This is a genomic window from Marinobacterium sedimentorum, from assembly GCF_024267675.1.
GTDB lineage: Bacteria > Pseudomonadota > Gammaproteobacteria > Pseudomonadales > Balneatricaceae > Marinobacterium_A > Marinobacterium_A sedimentorum.
On sequence record NZ_JALDYX010000012.1, the window covers coordinates 73,031 to 97,327 of the forward strand.

25 protein-coding genes are annotated in these 24,297 nt (G+C 57.3%); 19 read left to right on the forward strand and 6 right to left on the reverse strand.

Annotated features, from left to right (window positions below):
- Positions 1 to 52 precede the first annotated feature (52 nt).
- From MRS74_RS12180 to MRS74_RS12205, 6 genes are all read left to right on the forward strand, one after another.
- Positions 53 to 523: a F0F1 ATP synthase subunit B gene (locus tag MRS74_RS12180; protein WP_254580564.1), complete on the forward strand. Its 471-nt coding sequence runs from the start codon at positions 53 to 55 to the stop codon at positions 521 to 523.
- Between the two features lie 12 nt (positions 524 to 535).
- Positions 536 to 1,072: a F0F1 ATP synthase subunit delta gene (locus tag MRS74_RS12185; RefSeq protein ID WP_254580565.1), complete on the forward strand. Its 537-nt coding sequence runs from the start codon at positions 536 to 538 to the stop codon at positions 1,070 to 1,072.
- Positions 1,073 to 1,087: 15 nt separating this feature from the next.
- Complete coding sequence (atpA, locus tag MRS74_RS12190) at positions 1,088 to 2,632, forward strand: F0F1 ATP synthase subunit alpha (protein ID WP_254580566.1); 1,545 nt, start codon at positions 1,088 to 1,090, stop codon at positions 2,630 to 2,632.
- Positions 2,633 to 2,705: 73 nt separating this feature from the next.
- Positions 2,706 to 3,569 (forward strand): F0F1 ATP synthase subunit gamma, encoded by an 864-nt coding sequence (atpG, locus tag MRS74_RS12195; protein WP_254580567.1) that lies wholly within the window; start codon positions 2,706 to 2,708, stop codon positions 3,567 to 3,569.
- A gap of 38 nt (positions 3,570 to 3,607) precedes the next feature.
- Positions 3,608 to 4,984 carry a F0F1 ATP synthase subunit beta gene (atpD, locus tag MRS74_RS12200; protein ID WP_254580568.1) on the forward strand — a complete coding sequence of 459 codons (1,377 nt, stop codon included), beginning with the start codon at positions 3,608 to 3,610 and terminating at the stop codon, positions 4,982 to 4,984.
- A gap of 34 nt (positions 4,985 to 5,018) precedes the next feature.
- Complete coding sequence (locus MRS74_RS12205; RefSeq protein WP_254580569.1) at positions 5,019 to 5,444, forward strand: F0F1 ATP synthase subunit epsilon; 426 nt, start codon at positions 5,019 to 5,021, stop codon at positions 5,442 to 5,444.
- A gap of 222 nt (positions 5,445 to 5,666) precedes the next feature.
- Here the strand turns inward: MRS74_RS12205 and MRS74_RS12210 are convergent, their stop codons facing one another.
- Positions 5,667 to 6,407 (reverse strand): TrmB family transcriptional regulator, encoded by a 741-nt coding sequence (locus tag MRS74_RS12210; RefSeq protein ID WP_254580570.1) that lies wholly within the window; start codon positions 6,405 to 6,407, stop codon positions 5,667 to 5,669.
- Between the two features lie 121 nt (positions 6,408 to 6,528).
- On the opposite strand from MRS74_RS12210, the gene glmU reads away from it, so the two are divergent.
- The 8 genes from glmU to MRS74_RS12240 all read left to right on the forward strand — a co-directional run bounded on the left by glmU (position 6,529) and on the right by MRS74_RS12240 (position 13,891).
- Positions 6,529 to 7,896, forward strand: coding sequence for a bifunctional UDP-N-acetylglucosamine diphosphorylase/glucosamine-1-phosphate N-acetyltransferase GlmU (glmU, locus tag MRS74_RS12215; RefSeq protein WP_254580571.1), 1,368 nt, complete (start codon positions 6,529 to 6,531; stop codon positions 7,894 to 7,896).
- 176 nt (positions 7,897 to 8,072) lie between these two features.
- Positions 8,073 to 9,899: a glutamine--fructose-6-phosphate transaminase (isomerizing) gene (gene glmS, locus MRS74_RS12220; protein ID WP_254580572.1), complete on the forward strand. Its 1,827-nt coding sequence runs from the start codon at positions 8,073 to 8,075 to the stop codon at positions 9,897 to 9,899.
- A gap of 145 nt (positions 9,900 to 10,044) precedes the next feature.
- Entirely contained in the window at positions 10,045 to 10,503 is a 459-nt protein-coding gene (locus MRS74_RS12225) for a tellurite resistance TerB family protein (protein WP_254580573.1), read from the forward strand.
- An 848-nt stretch (positions 10,504 to 11,351) separates the two neighbouring features.
- Positions 11,352 to 11,993: a 3-keto-disaccharide hydrolase gene (locus MRS74_RS12230; RefSeq protein WP_254580574.1), complete on the forward strand. Its 642-nt coding sequence runs from the start codon at positions 11,352 to 11,354 to the stop codon at positions 11,991 to 11,993.
- 109 nt (positions 11,994 to 12,102) lie between these two features.
- Positions 12,103 to 12,315 carry a GDCCVxC domain-containing (seleno)protein gene (locus MRS74_RS24110; RefSeq protein WP_306421996.1) on the forward strand — a complete coding sequence of 71 codons (213 nt, stop codon included), beginning with the start codon at positions 12,103 to 12,105 and terminating at the stop codon, positions 12,313 to 12,315.
- An 11-nt stretch (positions 12,316 to 12,326) separates the two neighbouring features.
- On the forward strand, positions 12,327 to 12,521 hold the full coding sequence (gene merF, locus MRS74_RS24225; RefSeq protein ID WP_368671265.1) for a mercury resistance system transport protein MerF: 195 nt from the start codon (positions 12,327 to 12,329) through the stop codon (positions 12,519 to 12,521).
- Positions 12,522 to 12,598: 77 nt separating this feature from the next.
- Positions 12,599 to 12,985, forward strand: coding sequence for a SpoIIAA family protein (locus MRS74_RS24230; RefSeq protein ID WP_368671266.1), 387 nt, complete (start codon positions 12,599 to 12,601; stop codon positions 12,983 to 12,985).
- 192 nt (positions 12,986 to 13,177) lie between these two features.
- Complete coding sequence (locus MRS74_RS12240) at positions 13,178 to 13,891, forward strand: ZIP family metal transporter (RefSeq protein WP_254580576.1); 714 nt, start codon at positions 13,178 to 13,180, stop codon at positions 13,889 to 13,891.
- A gap of 148 nt (positions 13,892 to 14,039) precedes the next feature.
- Here MRS74_RS12240 and MRS74_RS12245 read toward each other — a convergent pair whose 3' ends face one another.
- Positions 14,040 to 15,347 carry an NAD(P)/FAD-dependent oxidoreductase gene (locus tag MRS74_RS12245; RefSeq protein WP_254580577.1) on the reverse strand — a complete coding sequence of 436 codons (1,308 nt, stop codon included), beginning with the start codon at positions 15,345 to 15,347 and terminating at the stop codon, positions 14,040 to 14,042.
- Between the two features lie 198 nt (positions 15,348 to 15,545).
- On the opposite strand from MRS74_RS12245, the gene MRS74_RS12250 reads away from it, so the two are divergent.
- Entirely contained in the window at positions 15,546 to 16,889 is a 1,344-nt protein-coding gene (locus MRS74_RS12250; protein ID WP_254580578.1) for a glutamine synthetase family protein, read from the forward strand.
- A gap of 88 nt (positions 16,890 to 16,977) precedes the next feature.
- Here the strand turns inward: MRS74_RS12250 and MRS74_RS12255 are convergent, their stop codons facing one another.
- From MRS74_RS12255 to MRS74_RS24235, 3 genes are all read right to left on the reverse strand, one after another.
- The gene (locus MRS74_RS12255; RefSeq protein WP_216821256.1) at positions 16,978 to 17,118 is read right to left on the reverse strand and encodes a hypothetical protein; all 141 of its coding nucleotides are present in this window, start codon (positions 17,116 to 17,118) and stop codon (positions 16,978 to 16,980) included.
- 119 nt (positions 17,119 to 17,237) lie between these two features.
- Positions 17,238 to 17,378 (reverse strand): hypothetical protein, encoded by a 141-nt coding sequence (locus tag MRS74_RS12260; RefSeq protein WP_216821256.1) that lies wholly within the window; start codon positions 17,376 to 17,378, stop codon positions 17,238 to 17,240.
- Positions 17,379 to 17,497: 119 nt separating this feature from the next.
- Entirely contained in the window at positions 17,498 to 17,986 is a 489-nt protein-coding gene (locus MRS74_RS24235) for an Lrp/AsnC family transcriptional regulator (RefSeq protein WP_067386763.1), read from the reverse strand.
- A 168-nt stretch (positions 17,987 to 18,154) separates the two neighbouring features.
- On the opposite strand from MRS74_RS24235, the gene hppD reads away from it, so the two are divergent.
- The 4 genes from hppD (at position 18,155) to MRS74_RS12285 (ending at position 23,847) form a co-directional block, all read left to right on the forward strand.
- Positions 18,155 to 19,249, forward strand: a complete 1,095-nt coding sequence (hppD, locus tag MRS74_RS12270; protein ID WP_254580579.1) for a 4-hydroxyphenylpyruvate dioxygenase — start codon at positions 18,155 to 18,157, stop codon at positions 19,247 to 19,249.
- A gap of 104 nt (positions 19,250 to 19,353) precedes the next feature.
- Positions 19,354 to 20,745 (forward strand): sodium-dependent transporter, encoded by a 1,392-nt coding sequence (locus tag MRS74_RS12275; protein WP_254580580.1) that lies wholly within the window; start codon positions 19,354 to 19,356, stop codon positions 20,743 to 20,745.
- A gap of 84 nt (positions 20,746 to 20,829) precedes the next feature.
- The gene (locus MRS74_RS12280) at positions 20,830 to 22,056 is read left to right on the forward strand and encodes a Glu/Leu/Phe/Val dehydrogenase dimerization domain-containing protein (RefSeq protein WP_254580581.1); all 1,227 of its coding nucleotides are present in this window, start codon (positions 20,830 to 20,832) and stop codon (positions 22,054 to 22,056) included.
- Between the two features lie 273 nt (positions 22,057 to 22,329).
- Positions 22,330 to 23,847: an FMN-binding glutamate synthase family protein gene (locus tag MRS74_RS12285; RefSeq protein ID WP_254580582.1), complete on the forward strand. Its 1,518-nt coding sequence runs from the start codon at positions 22,330 to 22,332 to the stop codon at positions 23,845 to 23,847.
- Positions 23,848 to 23,916: 69 nt separating this feature from the next.
- Here MRS74_RS12285 and MRS74_RS12290 read toward each other — a convergent pair whose 3' ends face one another.
- The gene (locus tag MRS74_RS12290; protein WP_254580583.1) at positions 23,917 to 24,123 is read right to left on the reverse strand and encodes a PA3496 family putative envelope integrity protein; all 207 of its coding nucleotides are present in this window, start codon (positions 24,121 to 24,123) and stop codon (positions 23,917 to 23,919) included.
- Positions 24,124 to 24,297 lie beyond the last annotated feature (174 nt).

The following is a 24,297-nucleotide window of genomic DNA, read 5'->3' on the forward strand; positions in this document are numbered from 1 at the left end:
CCTGTTCCCCTATGGGTAACTACTTAATTAGACAACCGCGAGAGGTAATGGCGTGAATATCAATCTAACCATCATTGGTCAGGCCATTGCATTCTTCTTGTTTGTAGTTTTCTGCATGAAGTATGTGTGGCCACCGATTACCGGTGCCCTGGCAGAGCGCAAAAAGAAGATTGCTGAAGGCCTGGACGCTGCCGACCGCGCTACACGTGATTTGCACCTGGCCCAGGAAAAGGCCACGTCCAATCTGCGTGAGAGCAAGCTGGAAGCAGCCGCCATCATTGAACAAGCCAATAAGCGGGCGAGCCAGATCGTCGATGAAGCCAAAGAGCAGGCACGTGTAGAAGCTGACCGTGTCAAGCTAGCCGCTCAGGCAGAAATCGAGCAAGACGCCAACCGTGCCAAGGAAGCCCTGCGTTCGCAGGTTGCAGCCCTGGTTGTGGCCGGCGCCGAGAAGATCCTGGAAGCCTCTATTGACGAGAAAGCCCACGCACAGCTGCTTGATAAGCTGGCTGCTGAGCTTTAAGCGAGGTTTATGATGGCTGAACTCAACACAGTCGCTCGGCCCTATACAAAAGCTGCGTTTGAATATGCGCTGGCTGAGGGAACACTCGACGCCTGGTCCGACATGCTCAAACTTTCTGCCGCTGTCGCGCAGGACGAGCATATGGCCCGGGTGTTAGGTAACCCTGCGTTTACCAGCGAGCAGAAAGCTCAGGCGATGCTCAGTGTCTGTGAAGACAGCCTGAGCGCTCCCGGCAGGAACTTTATTGCCCTGCTGGCGGAAAATCGTCGTTTGGCTCTGCTGCCGGAAATCCTGGCGCAGTTCGAGCAGCTGAAAGCCAATCAGCAAAAGTCCGTCGATATAGACGTGACTACGGCTTTCGAACTGGACGAGCAGCAGCAACAGAAACTTACTCAGGCTATCGGTGCCAAGCTGGGCCGCGAAGTGAAAATGACCTCTCAGGTAGACAAGTCTATCCTGGGTGGCGTTGTGATTCGTAGCGCAGACCTGGTGATCGACGGTTCGGTCCGTGCCCGACTGGCAAAACTGACCGAAGCGATGAGCTCCTGAGGCTGAGGAAAAATCATGCAGCAACTGAATCCATCTGAGATCAGCGAGATTCTCAAGAAGCGTATCGAGAAACTCGATGTGTCTTCTGAAGCCCGCAACGAGGGCACTATCGTCAGCGTATCCGATGGTATCATCCTGATCCACGGTCTGGCTGATGTCATGTACGGGGAAATGATCGAATTTCCCGGCGGTGTATACGGTCTGGCACTGAACCTGGAGCGTGACTCCGTCGGTGCCGTGGTACTGGGTGACTACCAGGATCTGGTCGAGGGCATGACTGCCCGTTGTACCGGCCGCATCCTGGAAGTACCTGTTGGTCCGGAACTGCTCGGTCGCGTCGTAGACGCCCTGGGTATTCCGATCGACGGCAAGGGTCCGCTCGAAACCAAGATGACCGATGCAATTGAAAAAGTTGCACCGGGCGTTATCGATCGTCAGTCGGTTGATCAGCCGGTTCAAACCGGTCTGAAAGCCATCGATGCGATGGTTCCAATCGGCCGTGGCCAGCGTGAGCTGATCATCGGTGACCGTCAGATCGGTAAAACGGCGATCGCCATTGACGCGATCATCAATCAGAAAGGTACAGGCATCAAGTGTATCTACGTCGCAATCGGGCAGAAACAGTCCACCATTGCCAACGTGGTACGCAAGCTGGAAGAGCATGGCGCGATGGATCACACCATCGTTGTCGCTGCCGGCGCATCTGATCCTGCTGCCATGCAGTTCCTGGCGCCTTACGCCGGTGCAACCATGGGTGAGTATTTCCGCGACCGCGGTGAAGACGCCCTGATTGTATTTGACGACCTGACCAAGCAGGCCTGGGCTTATCGCCAGATCTCCCTGCTGCTGCGTCGTCCGCCGGGCCGTGAAGCTTACCCGGGTGATGTATTCTACTTGCACTCCCGTCTGCTGGAACGTGCTGCGCGTGTGAACTCTGACTACGTCGAGAAGTTCACCAACGGTGAAGTGACAGGCCAGACTGGCTCGCTGACGGCGCTGCCGATCATCGAGACTCAGGGCGGCGACGTATCGGCATTCGTACCGACCAACGTTATCTCCATCACCGATGGTCAGATCTTCCTGGAGTCCAGCCTGTACAACTCAGGTATTCGCCCGGCGATCAACGCAGGTCTGTCTGTATCCCGTGTCGGTGGTGCAGCCCAGACCAAGATCATCAAGAAACTGGGTGGCGGTGTGCGTCTGGCACTGGCTCAGTACCGTGAGCTGGCTGCGTTCGCGCAGTTTGCCTCCGACCTTGATGACGTGACCCGCGGTCAGCTGGAACACGGTCAGCGCGTTACCGAGCTGATGAAGCAGAAACAGTACTCTCCGATGTCGGTTGCCGATATGGGTCTGAGCCTGTATGCCGCGAACGAAGGCTTCCTGAACGATGTTGAGCTGAACAAGATTGGTGCCTTTGAATCGGCCCTGATCTCCTACTTCAAGTCCGAACATGCGGACCTGATGGCTCAGGTTAACGTTGCCGGTGCCTACAACGACGAGATTGCGGCGCAGTTCAAGGCCGGAATCGAGAAGTTCAAGTCAACCCAGACCTGGTAACAGCCCTAGGGCAGAGGGTCTGCGGGCTTAACCCCGCAGACCGATAACCGGTTCAAGGTATAAAGGCGGAACTATGGCAGTCGGAAAAGAGATAAAGACGCAAATTGCGAGCATCAGCAGCACGCGCAAAATTACTAGCGCCATGGAAATGGTGGCCGCCAGTAAGATGCGCAAGGCTCAGGATCGCATGCAGTCGTCCCGACCGTACGCTCGCAGTATCCGTGGCGTTATTCAGCATCTGGCGAAATCCAATCCTGAATATTCTCACCTGTACATGCAGGAACGTGAGGCCAAGCGTGTCGGCTACATAGTTGTAGCCAGTGACCGTGGTCTCTGTGGCGGCCTGAACACCAATTCGTTCAAGGCCACCATCGCCAGCATGAAGGGTTACCACGACAAGGGCGTTGCGATCGAAGTCTGTGCGCTGGGCGCAAAGGCACTGACCTTCTTCAAGAGCTACGGCGGCAACGTGGTAGCAGCGAAAACGCATCTGGGTGACGCACCTGTACTGTCTGAGCTGATCGGCTCGGTCAAGGTGATGTTCGATGCGTTTGCAGAAGGCAGGCTGGATCGCCTGTTTGTGGTGTCGAACGAATTCGTCAACACCATGACACAGAAACCCGTGGTTGAGCAGGTACTGCCGCTGCGGGCTGAAGACGACGATAAACAGCTGAGCCATCACTGGGATTACATCTACGAACCGGACGCGAAAGAGCTGCTCAACGGGCTGCTCAGTCGTTACGTCGAGTCGGTAGTCTACCAGGCGGTGGTCGAGAACAATGCCTGTGAACAGGCAGCCCGTATGCTGGCGATGAAGAACGCAACAGATAACGCCGGTGACCTAATAGACGAGCTGAAGATGGTTTACAACAAGGCTCGTCAAGCTGCGATTACTCAGGAAATTTCCGAGATCGTCAGCGGTGCCGCTGCAGTTTGATGCAGTAAACGGGTTTCAACGTTTAAGAGGATCCGAACATGAGTAGCGGACAAATCGTTCAGATTATCGGCGCCGTCGTCGACGTGGAATTCCCGCGTGACAGCGTGCCGAAAGTATATGACGCCCTGACAGTCGCCAAAGTCGGCCTGACGCTGGAAGTTCAGCAGCAGCTGGGTGATGGCGTGGTACGTGCAATTGCCATGGGCCAGACCGAAGGCGTAAGCCGTGGTCTGACTGTAGAAAACACCGGCGCTCCTATTTCCGTACCCGTGGGCAAAGCGACCCTGGGCCGGATCATGGACGTGCTGGGCAACCCGATCGACGACGCCGGTGCCATCGGTGAAGACGAGCGGATGCCGATTCACCGCAAGGCACCGACCTACGCAGAGCAGGCAGCTTCCAACGAACTGCTGGAAACCGGCATCAAGGTCATCGACCTGGTGTGCCCGTTCGCCAAAGGCGGCAAGGTTGGTCTGTTTGGTGGTGCCGGTGTGGGCAAGACCGTCAACATGATGGAGCTTATCCGTAACATCGCCATCGAGCACAGCGGTTATTCCGTGTTTGCAGGCGTAGGTGAGCGTACCCGTGAAGGTAACGACTTCTACTACGAGATGAAGGAGTCCAACGTACTGGACAAGGTCTCTCTGGTATATGGACAGATGAACGAGCCGCCGGGTAACCGTCTGCGCGTAGCACTGACCGGTCTGACCATGGCGGAGAAATTCCGTGATGAAGGCCGTGACGTACTGCTGTTCGTCGACAACATTTACCGCTACACCCTGGCGGGCACCGAAGTATCGGCACTGCTGGGTCGTATGCCTTCCGCGGTAGGTTACCAGCCGACTCTGGCCGAAGAAATGGGCGTTCTGCAGGAACGTATCACTTCTACCAAGACCGGTTCCATCACGTCCATCCAGGCGGTCTACGTACCGGCGGATGACTTGACTGACCCGTCTCCGGCGACCACCTTCTCCCACCTTGATGCGACTGTAGTACTGTCCCGTCAGATCGCCGAGCTGGGTATCTACCCGGCTGTGGACCCGCTGGACTCTACGTCCCGTCAGCTGGATCCGCTGGTTATCGGCCAGGAACACTATGACATCGCCCGTCAGGTGCAGAACGTGCTGCAGCGTTACAAGGAACTGAAGGATATCATCGCGATCCTGGGTATGGACGAGCTGTCTGAAGAAGACAGGCAGATCGTATCCCGTGCGCGTAAGATCCAGCGCTTCCTGTCTCAGCCGTTCTTCGTAGCGGAAGTATTTACCGGTGCATCCGGCAAGTACGTCTCGCTGAAAGACACCATCCGTGGCTTCAAGGGCATTCTGGACGGCGAGTACGACTCCCTGCCGGAACAGGCCTTCTACATGGTTGGCGGCATCGAAGAAGCGGTTGAGAAAGCCAAGAACCTGTAAGGTTCAGGTCGGAAACCTTTAAGAGGTAACAAGCATGGCTATGACTGTTCATTGCGATATCGTGAGTGCCGAGGGCGAAGTTTTCTCCGGCCTGATCGAGTTCGTATCGGTAACAGGTAGCCTGGGTGACCTGGGTATCTACCCCGGTCACGCTCCGCTTCTGACGGAACTGAAACCAGGCCCTGTCGAGCTGCGCAAGCAGGGCGGCCAGGAAGACGTATTTTACGTCTCCGGCGGCTTCCTCGAAGTGCAACCGCACAAGATCATAGTGCTGGCAGACACCGCTCTGCGTGCCAATGATCTGAGTGAAGCGGCGGCGCTCGAGGCACAGACGCATGCGCAACAGGAGATGGCTGATAAATCCGCCGAGTTTGAATACTCGCGGGCGGCCACGCAGCTGGCGGAAGCTGCTGCGCAGCTCCGCACACTGCAGCAGCTTCGCAAGAAAGGCAAACGCTGATCCTGCGAACTGATCTCGATTAAAAAGGGGTAGCCATTGGCTACCCCTTTTTTGTGTTCAGGATGAACGGTATACCGCGGGCGCATGGATGCGCAGGAGCGGTAAATTTTCAGTTTTCAGGTGGGGTACAACGTAGCGAAACTCAACACCGGGATGGTCACATCATTCCTTCCAGCTTCCAGCTTCCAGCTTCCAGCTTCCAGCTTCCAGCTCCGCCCCGCATCACAACAGCCCCCACAGGGTATCAAACACGATCTTCTGCGCGGCCGACACTTCGCGGGAATCGATCACCACGGCGGTGGGATAGTTTTCCGAAGCCAGGGAAATAATCGCCACCTTGGGCGGATAGATGGCGATATAGGCTGCATCCACCGGACCTTGGGTGCGAATCCATTTGCGCTCCGACAGTTCCGCATCCTCGCCGCCTTCACCAATGGCAATGACCCGCACCTGGATACCGCGGGCAATGCGCTGCACCGTATAGGTCGGGAAGGGCCGGTACAGGTGGCGGCGGATGGGTTTGGACGAAAATACCGAATAGGCGGGATTCGGCTGGCCGGACACCGTATTGAGAATATCCCGCAGCACGAACTCAATACCGTCGTCGCCTTCATAGAACTGCACATTGGCGGCGCTGAAGTCGGGCTTGAGATGATTGAGTTCAGGGATTATCTTGCCGCGCAGCTGGCCCACCGCATTGTCCAGCGAAGCCTGACGTTCCTGTGCCATCTGCAGCAGTACCTCAGGATCACGGGGTGAGAAGTAGCGCCGCTTGCCCTTGGGCAGGTAAGTAACAACCCCCTTGCTCTGCAGGCTCTTGAGGCACTCGTAGGCGGTGCCACGATTGATGCCGGCCTTGTCGGCAACGGTACGGATGGCGCTGGGGCCCAGGCTCAGCAGGGCGCGGTAAATGCGCACCTCGCGTTCGTCGAGGCCCAGCAGGCTAAAGATGGATTCGGTCATTTTGTCAAAACTTTACTGACAACTAATATTGAATCTGCTTTTGTATCAGCTAAAGTCAGCAACAACCAGTTTTACTTCAGTCAACCGGATAAAATGCGCAGCGCGCAGGATTAGCGTAACGATGTCATTGGATGTGATTATTCTGGCGGCCGGACAGGGCAGCCGTATGAAATCGAAGAAACCCAAGGTGCTGCACGGCATCGGCGGCAAGCCGATGGTGCAGCATGTGATCGATTGCGCGCTTGAGCTGGATGCGCCACGCATACATGTGGTGGTGGGGCATGGCGCCGATCAGGTGCGCGAAGCCCTGGGTAATCAGGCACTCAAGTTTGCCCTCCAGGCCGAACAGCTGGGTACCGGCCATGCCGTGGCCCAGGCGCTGGACGGCACCGAGCCCTCAGGTATCAGCCTGGTGCTGTACGGCGATGTCCCCCTGACCCGCAGCGAGACCCTGCGCCAGCTGGTTGCTATCGCTGCTCAGGACAAGCTCGGCCTGCTGACCGTAAAGCTGGCCGACCCCAGCGGCTATGGCCGCATTATCCGCAACGACGCCGATCAGGTGGTGGCCATCGTAGAGCATAAGGACGCCAGCGAGGCGCAGCGGGCGGTGGATGAGGTCAATACCGGCATACTGGCGTTGCCCACGAGGCTGTTGGCCGACTGGCTGCCAAGGCTGTCCAGCAACAATGCTCAGGGCGAGTATTATCTCACCGATGTCATTGCCATGGCGGCGGACCAGGGAGTGCTGATCGAGGCGATTCAGCCTGAGCACGAGCAGGAAGTGCAGGGCGTGAACAACCGCCAGCAACAGGCCGAGCTGGAGCGCTGGTATCAGCTGCGCGAAGCACAGCGCCTGATGCACAACGGCGTAACTCTGCTGGACCCGTCGCGACTGGATGTGCGCGGCAACCTGAGCGCAGGCTTTGATGTGGTGATCGATATCAACTGCCTGTTTGAAGGCAAGGTCACCCTTGGCAACGATGTGACCATCGGCCCGAACTGCCATATCAGTGATGCGGTAATCGGCGATGGCTGTCATATCAAGGCCAACTCCGTGATCGAACAGGCGACGCTGCAGGAAGGCTGCGATGTCGGGCCTTTTGCACGCCTGCGCCCGGGTACTGAGCTGGCGGCGGGGGTCAAGGTCGGCAACTTCGTTGAAACCAAGAAAGCCCGTATCGGTGAAGGCTCCAAGGTCAGCCACCTGAGCTATATCGGCGATGCGACCATTGGCAGTGACGTCAATGTCGGCGCCGGTACCATTACCTGCAACTATGATGGCATCAACAAGTCACAGACCGAGATCGGCGATGGTGCCTTTATCGGCTCCAACACGGCCCTGGTGGCGCCGGTGAAGGTCGGCATGGGCGCAACCGTGGGCGCAGGTTCTACTATTACCAGGGATGTGGCCGACGATCAGCTGTCGGTGGCCCGTGGCAAGCAGCGCAATCTGGATAACTGGCCGCGCCCGACCAAGCGCCAGGACTGAGCTCACGAGCCCGTTAGTTACCAGTCAGTTACACAGTTATATAGTTGCAGCCAAACCAGCCCCGCAGGGACTGGCGTCTGGCGGTCATTGTGGGGTAACGGACACACCGGCAGCAAAGCCGGTGTGTCCTCAAGTTAATACAGCAGCAGTACCCGTATAAACGGAAGGATCGAAACATGTGTGGAATCGTAGGGGCTATAGCCGCAAGGCCGGTATCGGAAATACTGCTCGAAGGCCTGCGTCGGCTGGAATACCGCGGTTATGACTCCGCCGGCATGACGGTGTGGGATGGCCGCCAGATCAACCGCCTGCGCCGCGCCGGCAAGGTACAGGCGCTGGGCGATGCCCTGGCCGAAACCCCGCTGGATGGCCAGCTGGGCATCGCCCACACGCGCTGGGCCACCCACGGCAAGCCCACCGAGAACAATGCCCATCCGCACATGTCCGGCTCCCGCGTGGCGGTAGTGCACAACGGCATTATCGAAAACTACGAGAGTATCAAGCGTGATCTGATCGCCAGGGGCTACGAATTCACCTCCGACACCGATACCGAAGTCATTGCCCACCTGCTGGACAGCGCCATCACCGCCGGCGCCAGCGTGCTGGATGCGGTGCGTGACTCTGTGGCGCAGCTGCACGGGGCCTTTGCCCTGGGTGTAATGCACGAGGACTATCCCGGCGAGCTGATCACGGCGCGCAAGGGTAGCCCGCTGGTGATAGGTGTAGGCATAGGCGAGAACTTTATCGGCTCTGATCCGCTGGCGCTGCTGCAGGTCACCGACCGTTTCATCTACCTGGAAGAGGGTGATGTGGCCCGCCTGCGCCGCCTTGGTATCGAAATCTGGAACAGTGCCGGCGAGTCGGTTGAGCGCCCGGTTCTGCGGTTCGAGCATGGTTCCGGCAGCGTCGACAAGGGCGAATACAAGCACTACATGCTCAAGGAAATCTACGAGCAGCCCAGGGTCGTGCATGCGGCCATGGAAGGGCGCCTGGGTGCCGAACGGGTGCTGGAGGAAGCCTTTGGCGTGACCGCGCCGGCCATTTTCGACCAGGTCAAACAGGTGCAGATCGTGGCCTGCGGCACCAGCTACCATGCGGGCCTGATCGCCAAGTACTGGATCGAGGATCTGGCGGGCATTCCCTGCATGGTGGAAGTGGCCAGTGAATTCCGTTACCGCAAGGTGGTCTTGCCGTCGGGGACCCTGTTTGTCAGTATTTCCCAGTCGGGCGAAACCGCCGATACCCTGGCAGCGCTGCGCGAGGTACGTGATCGCATTCTGGCGAGTCTCACCATCTGCAACGTACCGGGCAGCTCCCTGGTGCGCGAATCCGACCTCTGCCTCATGACCAATGCCGGCCCCGAGATCGGCGTGGCGTCCACCAAGGCGTTCACCACCCAGCTGGTCGCGTTGCTGATGACCACTCTGGTGCTGGGCCGGCGTCACGAACTGACTCCTGACACTGAAGCCCGGATAGTGGCCGAACTTAAAACACTGCCGGGGCTGCTGGAACAGGTACTGGGGCTGGACCCGGCCATCGAGAAAATGGCCGAAGCCTTTGCCGAGAAACAGCACGCCCTCTTTCTGGGCCGCGGTACCCTGAACCCTGTAGCGATGGAAGGGGCCCTCAAGCTCAAGGAAATCTCCTACATCCACGCCGAGGCCTATGCCGCCGGCGAGCTCAAGCATGGCCCTCTGGCGCTGGTCGACAAGGACATGCCGGTGGTCACGGTAGCGCCGCGCAACGAGATGCTCGACAAGCTCAAGGCCAACCTGCAGGAAGTGCGCGCCCGGGGCGGCGAGCTGTTCGTCTTCGCCGGCAGCCGCCAGGAAGTACAGCCCGAAGAGGGCGTGCAGGTGCTGGAACTGCCGCCGGTGCCGGGCATTCTGGAGCCCATCGTTTACACCCTGCCGCTGCAGCTGCTGTCCTACCACGTCGCCGTACTCAAGGGCACTGACGTCGATCAGCCGCGCAACCTGGCGAAGTCCGTCACGGTGGAATAGCGCGACACCAGAAGGTGTCCTTTGCTGGCCGACAACTCATCCTTGAGCGAAGGCTACAGGATGGGCGTCGGAGCGGGAATCAGGGCGCCGCGATGAACTTTTCCGGTCACCGTCGAGTCCACTGCGCTACTGAGGAGGAACAGTGATGCTGAACAGACTAAAAGCGGTGTTGACCGAGGTGTTTCAGCTGAGGGATCAAAACGCCGGCGTGGTGCCGCCAGACGATGTTTCCCTGGCATCGGCGGCGCTGATGGTGGAGGTGATAGCGTGCGACTACGAAGACCGGCCGCAGGAGCGGGAGATACTGCTGGCGATCGTGCAGCGCAGTTTCGGGCTCAATGCCGCGGACGCTGTGCAACTGCTGCAGCAAGCTGAAAAAGCGCATCAGCGATCCACCGACTACTTTCGTTTTACCTCACGCCTCAATGAGATCTGCACGCCACGGGAAAAGGTGGCGCTGATCGAGAATCTTTGGCACATCGCCTTCGCCGACGGTGAGCTGCATCATTACGAAGAGCATGTCATTCGTCGCATCGCCGACCTGATTCATGTGTCTCACATGGACTTTATCGCCGCAAAACTCCGGGCCGAAACGCCGCGCTGAGCGCTTGTTGGTTGGGGCGGACAGACTGACCAGTAAACGCAGATCCGGCGATCCGTGATGCAACTGGCACAAGGCCAGCTTGCAGTTACGGGAACTGCCACCGATGTCCGGCATTTCGGAGCCCATCGCCTTCACCTTGTCGCTGCAGCTGCTGTCCTGTCAGGTCGCCATCCTCAAGGACACCGGCGTCGACCAGCCCGTAACCTGGCGAAGTCTGTGACGGTGGAATAGCGGCTTTTAGTCGCGCGGTCGCTAGACTGGATGACCGGCCTGGCTGAGACAGAGCCTGAAGCATAATACAAAGGCCCGGCAGCAACGCCGGGCCTTTGTTGTTTTGTGGTTTCTTTCATAACCGCCGTCCAGATCAGGCCGACCTGCCAGCCACTTTCTAGCTAAAGTGGAAATGATCCTTCTCAGCTACGTTTTCCAGGTACGAAGGCGATAATCCCTGTAGTCTCAGGTCCTGTCGCACCTGATTAAGGAAAGGTTTGCTGCTCATCTTCGTACGCTTTGAGTACCACCTTGTCGCTAATTACGGTGTTTATTCACAGTATATTGATCAATATCCAGCGTTTGTGCGTGAATCGACACGACAGGGTACTTTATTTTCACTGGCGCGAAGGTCTGTAAGGGTTCACTATCAAGGTAATAGAAAGTGAATGCTGTTGAATATTGTGCACAGCTTTAGACGCGAACGAGCGCGCAGGTTTCCAGCGAGGAGAATGGCTGTGATATTTAGATTAGCTATTCTATTCAGTTACTTAGCCTTTTATAGGTTCTCCTGCGGTCGAGCGTGAATGCGTATGTGCATTAATAAGATGCTGGGCCGCAAGCCGAGAAACCCGACCATGAATAAAATTGCCTGCACGCTTCTCACAATGGTAATGCTGGCTATTCCAGCCATGTCAAAGGCTGATACGCGACAACTCTTCAATGGCCACGATTTGGCCGGGTGGAAGCATGTCGGTGACGGCCGGTTCGTCGTGGAGGATGGGCTTTTGCACCCGGAAGGAGGCGTGGGACTTCTGTGGTTTGAGGGAGAGAAGGTAAGCGATGCGGTGGTTCGGGTGGTTTATATGGTGCGAGCGCGAACAGACAACAGTGGCGTTTTTGTCCGAATTCCGGATCCACCAGAAAGCCAATGGATCCCGGTCGACACGGCTTTGGAGGTGCAAATTAACGAGGCAGAAGAGTCCGACTATTATCGCACCGGATCGATATACACTTTCTCTAAGGCTGTGTCGCGTCCGGGCAGGATAGGAGAGTGGAACACGATGGAGATAACCCTTGATGGCCTGCGTACAGTGGTTCACATAAACGACGCTCTTGTCGCGGATTACAATGAGGGAGATCCAGTGCCGCCCAAGAAAAATACCTGGGACCCAGAGCGTGGCCCAAGGCCCGAGAGTGGTTATGTTGCCCTCCAGAATCATCCCCATGGAAATTCAGTCTATTTCAGGGAGGTTTCCATTCACTCCATCGACAAGTAGCTGCGGCCCAACCATCCGATGCAGCGGACCGTTCCATAGGTGCTGCTTAGTGGCCGCAGATCCTGAGCGTTAGTGACCAGCTCTGGTACAACAAGCGAGGTTGAAATCTATGGAGCCTAAACTTGAATCCACTATCACTTGTCCTGAGTGCGGGCACCAAGAAGTGGAAAACATGCCAGAGGATTCATGCCAGTATTATTATGATTGCAAGGGCTGCCACGCCCTGCTGAAGCCAAAGGCGGGTGCCTGTTGTGTCTTCTGCACTTATGGTGACACGCCTTGCCCACCTATCCAATTACAACAGTCCTGCTGCAAGCGATGAATAGCAAACTCATGAAAATAGGTCTGGTTGGGGGTTTGGTAACCGCATTGTGCTGTTTCACGCCAATACTGGTATGGGCTTTTGCAGCTCTTGGATTTTCAGCAATGGTCGGTTATTTGGACTACGTCATTTTTCCATTGCTTGGCATTTTCATCCTGTTACTGCTAATAGGTATCGCAAGGTATGCGAAGAAAAACAACTTATGACAAGGCCGTCAATTTACAATCCAGCTTCGGCCTGTTCCGGCGGAGTTATATATAAACCGGAAGAAAAGGTAAGAGATATGAATACTAATTTGACAACACATGAATTATCTATCGGGATTGAAAGATGTGGGAATAGTTTTTTTCTTAAATTAAAAGCTAAAGGAAAACTCAGCCATGAAGATTATGAAATCATTACTCCGATGATAGATTCTGCGTTGGGTGCAGTTAAAGAACCTAAGGTCAAAGCGTTGATAGATGGAACAGAACTGGAAGGTTGGGAGCCAAGGGCTGCATGGGATGATTTCAAACTTGGTTTAAAACATGGAAACGAGTTTGTAAAAGTCGCAATTTATGGAAATAAAAAGTGGCAAGAAACTCTAACAAAATTAGGCTCTTGGTTTATTTCGGGAGAGGTTAAGTTTTTTGAAAATAAAAAAGATGCAATAGACTGGCTGAATTATTGAAATAATGATATAGCCTTATACGGAAAGTTCGTGCAGGGTCATTCCGTTGGAGTCTATTATTCCATGATTTTGTTTTAATCAATTTTCGGGTTTATTTATAAGTTATGTATAATAAGTTGGTAAAATTAACTCCAGAAAATCTGAGTTTTTTTGCAATTTATCCAGGTGTAATACCTTTGCCAGGACTGTATCGTGAATGATTTTATAACTCTTTTTGGGTTAACATTTGCGGCCGGATTGGCTATGCCTTTAGGTGCATTTCTGGCTAGTATAGAAAAATTAAAATCAAAAATTTTTGAGGCAGAATTAAATCACAGTATTATGGCATTTGGCGGTGGGGCGCTGTTGTCAGCTGTTGCATTCGTATTGGTTCCTTATGGTATTTACAGGCTTGATCCGTTGATCGCTTCTTCTTGCCTCATAGTTGGTGGATTTATGTTCATGATCCTTGACATTTATCTTCTAAAATTAAAAACGCCGGCCAGTCTACTAGTGGCAATGCTTATCGACTTTATCCCGGAGTCAATAGCTTTAGGAACTGCATTTGCATTTGGAAGTAGAGATGCAGTGTTACTTGCAGCACTCATTACATTACAGAATATCCCAGAGGGTTTTAATGCATATAGGGATTTGAGTCGGTCATCTGATATTTCCTCAAAAAATATTATAGCCCTTTTCTTTTTAATGGCCTTTATGGGGCCAATTGCAGGTATTTCCAGTTACTTATGGTTACAAGATCAACCCATTGCTGTTGCGGTTATTGTCTTGGTAGCATCTGGAGGAATTCTATATTCTGTGTTTCAAGATATTGCCCCTCAAGTGAAGCTGGAAAAACATTGGATGCCCCCGATGGGCGCGGTACTAGGGTTCGCGCTTGGTATGGTTGGATTAATGGTGATCACATGAAAAGCATAAAAATATAATAACGGCGCTCTTAATGTCGTCTCTTCTTTCAGCCGCAACAAAACATAGAGGCGCGTTAATGGAGCTAAGATCCGATTGGCATTTAACTTCGGGTGGCTGCTGGAAGGTCAGCCAGACGCGGGCTGTGACATCAGCTCAACCGGTCACGCAGCTGGTAATACAGCATGCCAGCGACTAGCGCCGGCCAGCGCAGCAGGGTGCCGCCCGGGAAACCTGGGCTGGGCACGGCGGCCAGGATATCGAAACCTTGGGATGAGCCGCTGATGGCGTCGCTGATCAGCTTGCCGCCGAGTGTCGCCAGGGCGATGCCGTGGCCGGAGTAGCCCTGGGCGACGTAGAGGTTGCTGTCGAGGCGGCGAAAGAAGGGCATGCGGTTGCGGGTGATGGCCAGGGTGCCGCCCCAGGCATAGTCGATGCGGGTGCTTTCGAGCTGCGGGTACACCTGCAGCAGATGCCGGCGTACAAAGGCGGGAATGTCCGCCGGGAAGCGGCTGCTGTAGTTTTCGCCGCCGCCAAACAGCAGGCGATTGTCCTGTGTAAGGCGGAAATAATTCACCACGAATTTCGAGTCGGCCACCGCCACATCATCCCGGATCAGGCTGCGGGCGTGGTCTTTGCCCAGTGGCTCGGTGGCAAGAATAAAGTTGTTGATGGGCATGATCTTGCCGGCAATGCGTGGCTCCAGCGCACCCAGGTAACCGTTGCAGGCCAGCACCAGAGTCTTTGCCCGCACCGTCCCCTGGGCGGTCTTTACCCAGGAGTATTTGCCAGTCCCAGCGCTGTTGCTGCTTTTTTTTTGATAGCCAAGCGCCCGGCTGTTTTCAAAGATATGCACGCCCTTTGCCCGGGCGGCCTCGGCCAGCCCCAGGGCGTAATTCAGCGGGTGCAGATGCAGCGCATCCGCAAACAGCTGGGCACCCTGATAGCGTTCAGTGCCAAGCATGCTGCGCAGCTCATCCCTGGCTACGAAACGCACACCCTGGTAGCCGTAGTGCTGCTGCAGATGCTCGGCTTCGCGCTGCATGGGGCCGACATGGGAGGGTTTAAAGGCCGTGTGCAGGATGCCGTCTTTCAGGTCGCAGTGGATCTTGTGCCGCGCGATCAGGTCTTTCACCAGTGCTAGCGCCTCAACGGACAGCTCCCACAGCTGCTGCGCATGTTCGGCCCCGAGCCAGGTCTCCAGTTCGCTCTGGCCGAGGTTCAGGCCGACGCACACCTGGCCGCCGTTGCGCCCCGAGGCGCCCTGGGCCACGCGGGCCGCTTCCAGTACTACCACGCTGTGACCCTGCTCGCGCAGATGCAGCGCCGTCGACAGGCCGGTGTAGCCTGCGCCCATGATACAGACATCGGCCTGAACTTCGGCCTGCAGAGTTGGCCAGGGGGCGGCCCCGTGGGCGCTGGCGGCGTAATAGGAGGCGGCAAAGCCGGTGTCGTCCATAGGATCTCCTGACAGCCTGTTGGGCTTAACGCTGATCTACTCGGCTCGGCATCCTGCTTCGCCCTAGCTCCTGCATCCATGCAGAAAAACGCTTTCTTATCAGCATACTATGGCCATAATTCGTCTGTTTGACAGCTCCGTGGGCAGAATCTTGTCATACACTGAAACGGGTATGGACACTTCTCGGGATGGTGCGCGATGGATACGATTGAGCAGTTTCTGCAGCAACACAATATAAGCGAGATTGAATGCCTGGTGCCGGATATGACCGGCAATGCCCGCGGCAAGTTTCTGCCCACGCGCAAGTTTATCGCCGAGCAGAATGCCCGCCTGCCCGAAAGCATTCTGATCCAGACAGTGACCGGCGACTGGTCCCGCGAGCATGATCAGCTGGTGGATCCGGCGGATCGGGACATGGTGCTGCAGCCGGACCCGACCACGCTGCGCCTGGCACCCTGGGCCAAGGAGCCGACGGCGCAGCTGATCCACGACTGCTACGACATGCAGGGTGCGCTGCATCCGCTGTCGACCCGTAGCGTGCTGCGCCGGGTGCTGGCGCTGTACGAGGCAGAAGGCCTGAGGCCGGTAGTGGCGCCGGAAGTGGAGTTCTATCTGGTACAGAAGAATCTGGACCCGGACTACGAGCTCAAGGCGCCGATCGGGCGCTCTGGCCGTACCGAGAGTGCGCGCCAGTCCTACAGCATCGATGCGGTGAATGAATTCGATCCCATTATCGATACCCTGTACCGCTACTGCGAACTGCAGCAGCTGGATGTGGATACTCTGATTCACGAGTCCGGTGCCGGTCAGATGGAGATCAACTTCAAGCATGGGGATGCCCTGGCACTGGCCGACCAGGTGTTCACCTTCAAGCGTACGCTGCGCGAAACGGCGCTGCAGCACGATATCTACGCCACCTTCATGGCCAAGCCGATGGAGCATGAACCCGGCAGTGCGCTGCATATTCACCAGAGTGTGCAGGATATCGCCAGCGGCCAGAATATCTTCGCTACCCCGGAGGGTGGCCTCAGCGAGGCGCTCTATCACTATCTGGGTGGGCTGCAGAAGTACGTGCCGGCGGCGATCAGCTTCTTCGCGCCCAACGTGAATTCGTACCGCCGTTTCGTGCCGGATATAGCCGCGCCCATCAACCTGCAGTGGGGTCTGGATAACCGTACCACCGGCCTGCGGGTGCCCCAGAGTACGCCTGAATCCACCCGGGTGGAAAATCGCTTTGCCGGCGCCGATGCCAACCCCTACCTGGCCATCGCCCTGTCGCTGGCCTGTGGCTACCTGGGGCTGAAGGAGCAGCTGCAGCCCTCGGCCCCCACCCAGGGCAGCGCCTATGGCGCCAACAGCCGGGTTGAGATTGCCCGCACTCTGGAGGAGGGGCTGCGATTGCTGTCGAATTGCGAGCCGCTGCAGGCGATTCTGGGTGAGCGTTTTGTAAAAGCCTACGTAGCAGTGAAGCTGGCGGAGTACGAAGCCTTTAACAAGGTCATCAGCTCCTGGGAGCGTGAGCATCTGCTGCTGCGGGTGTGACGGCCTCGCGGGGGCTGCAGCAGGGACCAGCGCACCGACAGTTCATTGTGTAATAGAGGATTTCAGGGTCTGCTGCGGGGAGACCCGCTTACAGCGACCAGCGTACCGGCAGTTCAGTGGTCGATTTCAGCGTCTGCAGCAGCAGGTTGGATTTGACGTTGGATACCATGGGCAGATTCAGCAGCCGGTGCAGGGTAACATCGGCGAAGGCCTTCAGATCCGGTGCCACGATTTTTAGCGCAGTGGGTGCCGGCAGCGCCGGCTATGCTAAAGCGACCAGCGCACCGGCAGTTCGCCCGTGGTATGGCGGATTTCAGGGTTTGCAGCAGGAGGTGCAGGGTCGAGCGCTTACAGCGACCAGCGTACCGGCAGTTCAGTGGTCGATTTCAGCGTCTGCAGCAGCAGGTTGGATTTGACGTTGGATACCATGGGCAGGTTCAGCAGCCGGTGCAGGGTAACATCGGCGAAGGCCTTCAGATCCGGTGCCACGATTTTTAGCGCAGTGGGTGCCGGCAGCGCCGGCTATGCTAAAGCGACCAGCGCACCGGCAGTTCGCCCGTGGTATGGCGGATTTCAGGGTTTGCAGCAGGAGGTGCAGGGTCGAGCGCTTACAGCGACCAGCGTACCGGCAGTTCAGTGGTCGATTTCAGCGTCTGCAGCAGCAGGTTGGATTTGACGTTGGATACCATGGGCAGGTTCAGCAGCCGGTGCAGGGTAACATCGGCGAAGGCCTTCAGATCCGGTGCCACGATTTTTAGCATATAGTCGGCATCGCCCGCCACACCCCAGCATTCGAGTACCTCGGGGTACTCTATAATGGCAGTACGGAAAGCGTCGGCGATTTTCTCGCTGTGTTTGTCCAGCGATACGCTGACCAGTGCCATGACGCCAAGCCCGATCTTTTCCGGGTCCAGCTGTGCGATGTATTTGCACACCACCCCGGTTTCTTCCAGCTTCTGACGCCGCCGCTGACACTGGGACGCGGACAGGTGCACCAGCTCCGATAATTCCACGTTACTGAGCCGGCCGTTTTGCTGCAGCGCCTCGAGAATTTTGATGTCCTGACGGTCGAGCGCAACGGAATGCGTGTTTCTCACGTTTTTGATCTCCTGGATGCGGGAATCATGTGAAAGTTAAGCGGTACGAGCGTTTTATGCAAAATAAACGCATGGCATTTGCCTTAAGCTATTTCTCAATCACTCGGCGCGATTCAGATCACGCCGGATCACTTGCCAGCATCAACGGTACGGATGGAGATAATAACAATGGCCCAGACACAAACTGCAACTACCCCAGGCCTGTGGGAAAACCCCCTGGGCACCGACGGCTTCGAGTTCGTCGAGTACTGCTCGGATACGCCTGAAATCCTGACCCGCCTGTTCGAAAGCCTGGGCTTTGTCGCCATCGCCCGGCACCGCAGCAAGAATGTCACCCTGTTCCGCCAGGGCGATATCAATTTCATTCTCAATGCCGAGCCCAACAGCCGCGCCCAGAGCTTTGCCCATGAACACGGTCCCAGCGCCAATGCCATGGCGTTTCGGGTGGCCGATGCCGCCGCCGCGCTCAAGGCGCTGGTGGCCGGTGGCGCCAAAGCGGTCGAGTCCGGTGCCGGCCCCATGGAACTGCAGATTCCGGCGATTGAGGGTATCGGCGGATCGCTGATCTACCTGGTGGATCGCTACGGCGACAAGAGCATCTATGATGTGGATTTTCGCCCCATCAAGGGTGTCGACCAGCATCCGGCAGGTGTGGGTCTGACCTATATCGACCATCTGACGCACAACGTGGCGCGGGGCAACATGGACCTGTGGGCCGGTTTCTACGAGCAGCATTTCAACTTCCGTGAAGTGCGCTATTTCGATATCGAAGGCAAGCTGACCGGGCTCAAGTCCCGCGCCCTGACCAGCCCCTGCGGCAAGATTCGTATCCCGATCAACGAATCCACCGACGACAAGAGTCAGATCGAGGAATTCCTGCAGGATTACAACGGCGAAGGCATCCAGCATATTGCCCTGGGTACCGGCGATATCTTCCAGACCGTTGAAACCCTGCGCGCAGCCGGTGTGACTTTCCTGACCACGCCGGACACCTACTATGCACGCATCGACCAGCGCCTGCCGGGCCACGGCGAAGATGTGGCACGACTGCAGAAGGATCATATCCTGATCGATGGCGCGCCGACCCAGGGTCAGGGCCTGCTGCTGCAGATCTTTACCGATACGGTCATAGGCCCGATCTTTTTCGAGATCATTCAGCGCAAGGGCAACGAGGGCTTTGGCGAAGGCAACTTCCAGGCGCTGTTCGAATCCATCGAGGAAGACCAGATCCGCCGCGGTGTTCTGCCGGCCGATAACGGCTGATCATTCCATCTGCTCAATCTGACCTGACCCAGCTCCGCTCTACTCAGAGGGGCGCTGGCGGGTACCTATAACAACGCTAATAACAGGTTTTCAAGGAGCACTTCGTGTCTTCAACTTCTATCGCATCCTCGGCGAGCAGCACGGCTGCGCCTGCACCGGCCATGTGGTCGTCCCGCCTGGCCTTCATCCTGGCGGCGGCCGGGTCCGCCGTGGGCCTGGGCAATATCTGGAAATTCCCCTATATCACCGGCGAGAACGGCGGCGGCGCCTTTGTGCTGGTGTACCTGGCCTGTATCGCCGTGATCGGTATCCCGGTGATGATCGCCGAAGTCATGCTGGGCCGGCGCGGCCGCCACAGTCCGATCAACAGCATGCGCGAGGTCGCCCGTCAGGAAGGGGTGTCGCGGCACTGGAAAGCCATCGGCTGGCTGGCAACCCTGGCGGCCTTCCTGATCCTGTCGTTCTACAGCGTCATCGCCGGCTGGACCATTCCCTATATTTTCCATGCGCTGCAGGGCGATTTTGTCGGTGTGGACGGGGCTGGCGCCGGTGAGATGTTCGGACAGCTGCTGGCGTCCCCGGTTGAACTGACGATCTGGCACAGCCTGTTCATGGTGCTGGCGGTGATCGTTTCGGTGGGCGGTGTGCGCCAGGGGCTTGAGCGGGCCGTGACCTGGCTGATGCCGGCGCTGCTGCTGTTGCTGGTGATGCTGGTGGGGTTTGGCATGAGCACCGATCACTTCGGTACCGCGGTGCGCTTTCTGTTTGAACCGGACTTTTCCAGCCTGAGTGCGGCGGCGGTACTGGTTGCGCTCGGTCACGCGTTCTTTACCCTGAGCCTGGCCAGCGGCTCGATGATGGCCTACGGCGCCTACCTGCCCAAGGGGGTGTCGATCGTGCGCACCTCCATGCTGGTGGCGGTGATAGATACCGTCGTGGCGCTGATGGCGGGTCTGGCAATCTTCCCCATCGTCTTTGCCAATGACCTTGAACCCGGTGCCGGTCCCGGCCTCATCTTTAATACCCTGCCGGTGGCCTTCGGCCAGATGCCGGGCGGGAGCTTCTTTGCGACCCTGTTCTTTGTGCTGCTGCTGTTTGCCGCCTGGACTTCGGCGCTGTCGATGCTGGAGGCCGTGGTGCAGTGGCTGGAGGAGCAGGGCATGGCGCGGCGCAAGGCGGCCATTTCGGGCGGTCTAGCGGCCTGGCTGGTGGGACTGACCACGGTGCTGTCGCTGAATGTCTGGTCCGATTTTACGCCGCTGGACAGCTTCGAGCGCTTTGAAGGCAAGACCCTGTTTGATCTGTACGACTTCCTCACCGCCAACGTGATGATGCCGCTGGTGGCGCTGCTGACCGCCGTCTTTGTCGGCTGGGTGATGAAGAAGTCCTCCAGCAAAGAGGAACTGGGGGGCGGCACCGTGCATCGGCTCTGGCTGTTTACTGTGCGCTATCTGACGCCGGTCGCGCTGCTGGTGCTGTTTCTCTACAACCTCTGATTCCCTTACTAACGATAATCAGGCCAGGCTGCGTGCCTGGCCAGGTACCGGCGCTGCCGGTGCCGGTAACACAGGTATATAACGATGAAAGAACTACTGCAGGCATTTGAAAGCAAGACGCCGGAAATCGTCTTTGAATGGCACGATGCCGAAACCGAAGCCAAGGGCTGGGTGGTGATCAATTCGCTGCGCGGCGGTGCGGCCGGCGGCGGTACCCGCATGCGCAAGGGACTGGACCGGCACGAAGTGGAATCCCTGGCCAAAACCATGGAAGTGAAGTTTTCGGTTTCGGGCCCGGCCATCGGCGGCGCCAAGTCCGGTATTGATTTTGATCCGGCGGATCCACGCAAGCTCGATGTGCTCAAGCGCTGGTACAAGGCGGTGGCACCGCTGCTGAAACATTACTATGGCACCGGCGGCGACCTTAACGTCGATGAAGTGCATGAAGTGATCCCCATCACCGAAAGCTACGGCCTCTGGCACCCGCAGGAAGGCGTAGTCAACGGCCACTTCAAGCCCACCACCAGCGAACAGATCCAGAAGGTCGGCCAGCTTCGCCTGGGCGTGGCCAAGATCATTGAAGACAGCCGCTATACGCCGGATCACGGTCGCAAGTACACGGTCGCCGACATGATCACCGGCTGGGGTGTGGCGGAGGCGGTGCACCACTACTACAACATCTACGGTGGCGAGGTGCGCAACAAGCGCGTCATAGTGCAGGGCTGGGGCAATGTCGGCTCGGCTGCGGCCTATTATCTTGCGCAGCAGGGCGCGAAGATTGTTGGCATTATCGACCGTGCCGGCGGTCTGCTGGCACCCGAGGGCTTGTCGTTCGAGCAGGTACGCGAACTGTTCCACAACAAGCAGGGCAATCAACTGGCGGCCGAAGGGCTGCTGTCGTTCGAGGAGGTTCAGGCGCGCATCTGGGACATGGAAGCGGAAATCTTCCTGCCCTGCGCAGCATCGCGCCTGGTAACCCAGGATCAGCTGGACCGCCTGATCGACAGGGGGCTGGAAGTGGTCTCCTGTGGCGCCAACGTGCCCTTTAACGATCCCGAGATTTTTTACGGCAAGGTTTACGAATACGTGGACTCCAGAATCAGCGTGCTGCCGGACTTTATCGCCAACTGCGGCATGGCCCGGGTGTTCGCCTTCCTGATGAATAATAATGTCGAGATCAGCGATGAGGCCATTTTCAGCGATGTGACCAGCACGGTACGCAATGCCCTGGCGCTGACCCACGCTCAGTCCAGCGCCCGAACCGGCATCGCCAGCACGGCATTCGAGATTGCCCTCAAGCAGCTGGTCTGAAACTCCCCGCTGAGTCTATTGCCTGAAACTGTCGCCAAAGCCCGTTACATTCCGGTGTAACGGGCTTTGTGCGTTTGTGCGTGTTTTTTATCGATCAGAGCTCTGGTTATTAGGTTACCCGGACAGACTCATAACTTTTTAGGTTTTAATTTCTAGATTAAGGAAAAAATTGTTATGGGATTCCTGCCCCTTGATCCTGCAACCTGCGCAGCCATTGAGGTTTGCCATGGCAGGGGTAGGATAGGGGCCTGATTCTGGCTGGAGGTGTAATGCATGAACGATGCGGTGACGAGTTTTGCGATCAATTTCATCGCAGTGATCGGTGTGCTGGTGCTGATTGTGCTGGTGGGCATCGCATTGGCGGCGCTGGCCTACTACCAGATCGACAAGCATCAGACCCAACACAGCCTGAGGCGCAACTATCCGCTGGTGGGGCGCTTTCGCTACCTGTTTGAACATCTGGGCGAGTTCTTCCGTCAGTACTTCTTTGCCATGGACCGGGAAGAAATGCCCTTCAACCGCGCCCAGCGCTCCTGGGTGTATCGGGCGGCCAAGAACATCGACAACACAGTCGCCTTCGGTTCGACCCGCGATCTGCGCACCCCCGGTACCTATTACTTCCTGAATTGCCCCTTTCCCAAGCTGTCCGAGGAGAGTACCCACTCGGTATCGATGCGCATCGGCCCCTATTGCACTGAGCCCTACGATGCCCCCTCCTGGTTCAACATATCGGGGATGAGCTATGGCGCCCTGTCCAAACCCGCGGTGCAGGCGCTGTCCCGCGGTGCGCAGCTGGCCGGCTGCTGGATGAACACCGGTGAAGGCGGCATTTCCCCCTATCACCTGGAAGGTGGCTGCGATCTGGTGTGCCAGATAGGTACGGCCAAATACGGCGTGCGTGATGCGCACGGCGCACTGTCCGATGAAAAGCTGCGCGAAAAGGCGGAAATTCGTCAGGTGCGGATGTTTGAAATCAAGCTGTCCCAGGGGGCCAAGCCCGGCAAGGGGGGGCTGCTGCCGGCGGTGAAAGTCAGCGCGGAAGTCGCCAGCATTCGCGGCATCCCCGAAGGGCAGGCCTCCATCAGCCCCAATCGGCACCCGGAAATCGACTCCATTGGCGACCTGCTGGACATGATCGAGCATGTGCGCAGCGTGACCGGCAAGCCCTGTGGCATCAAACTGGTGCTGGGGTCGGCGCACTGGCTGGACGATTTCTGCCAGATGATTCATGACCGCGGCATTGAGTCTGCGCCCGATTTCATCACCCTGGACAGCTCCGATGGCGGCACCGGTGCGGCGCCCATGCCGCTGATGGACAGCGTTGGTCTGCCGTTGCGCGAAAGCCTGCCGCTGCTGGTCAACAAGTTGCTGGAACATGGCCTGCGCGAACGCGTAAGGCTGGTCGCGTCCGGCAAGCTGATCAACCCGACTGATGTGGCGGCGGCACTGTGCATGGGGGCGGACTTTGTGGTCAGTGCCCGCGGTTTCATGTTCTCACTGGGCTGCATCCAGGCCATGCAGTGCAACCGCAATAGCTGCCCCACCGGCGTGACGACCCATAATCCGGTTCTGCAGCGCGGCCTGGTGCCCGCCGACAAGGCCAAGCGGGTACGTCATTTCCACGATAATCTGGTACACGAAGTCGAACTGATCGCCCACAGCTGCGGTGTTTCAGAACCCAGACTGCTGCGGCGCGAGCATGCGGCCATGGTGGTGGAAGGCGGCCGCTCGGTGCCGCTGAATATTATCTATCCCGAGCCCCGCGCCGATGAGGGTACAGGGATTGCGTGACGGTTGAGGCGAAGGGCTAAACGCACTGAGCCCTGCGGTTGCAGGGCTCAGCTGTTTGATGGGGGAGGCTCAGGCTTCTTCGAGCCAGGCGTGGGTATCGATATGCCGCGTCAGGTTGCGTTCTTCCATGTGTCGTTCGATGGCCCGCCTTGCTTCCAGAGCACGGCGCGAGGCGCGTTGCTTGCGTACCTGCTTTTCCTCGTCGTTGAATCCGATCAGAATGTCGAATACTTCGGTTTGAATGGCGTTTAGATCCTGCTCTTTGCGTATCAGCATAATGACAGCTCCTCGTCGCTCGAGTCTCTGTATCTGCCGGTGACCTGCCCGCTGCCTGTCACTGACTCAGAGACTGCCTCAAACACGATTCCCACCGGGTGCGATGCTGCACTCCATGACGGAAATCGCTACGGGTTACTATGTTTTATCGTAACTTTGTTTGTTTTTCAAACA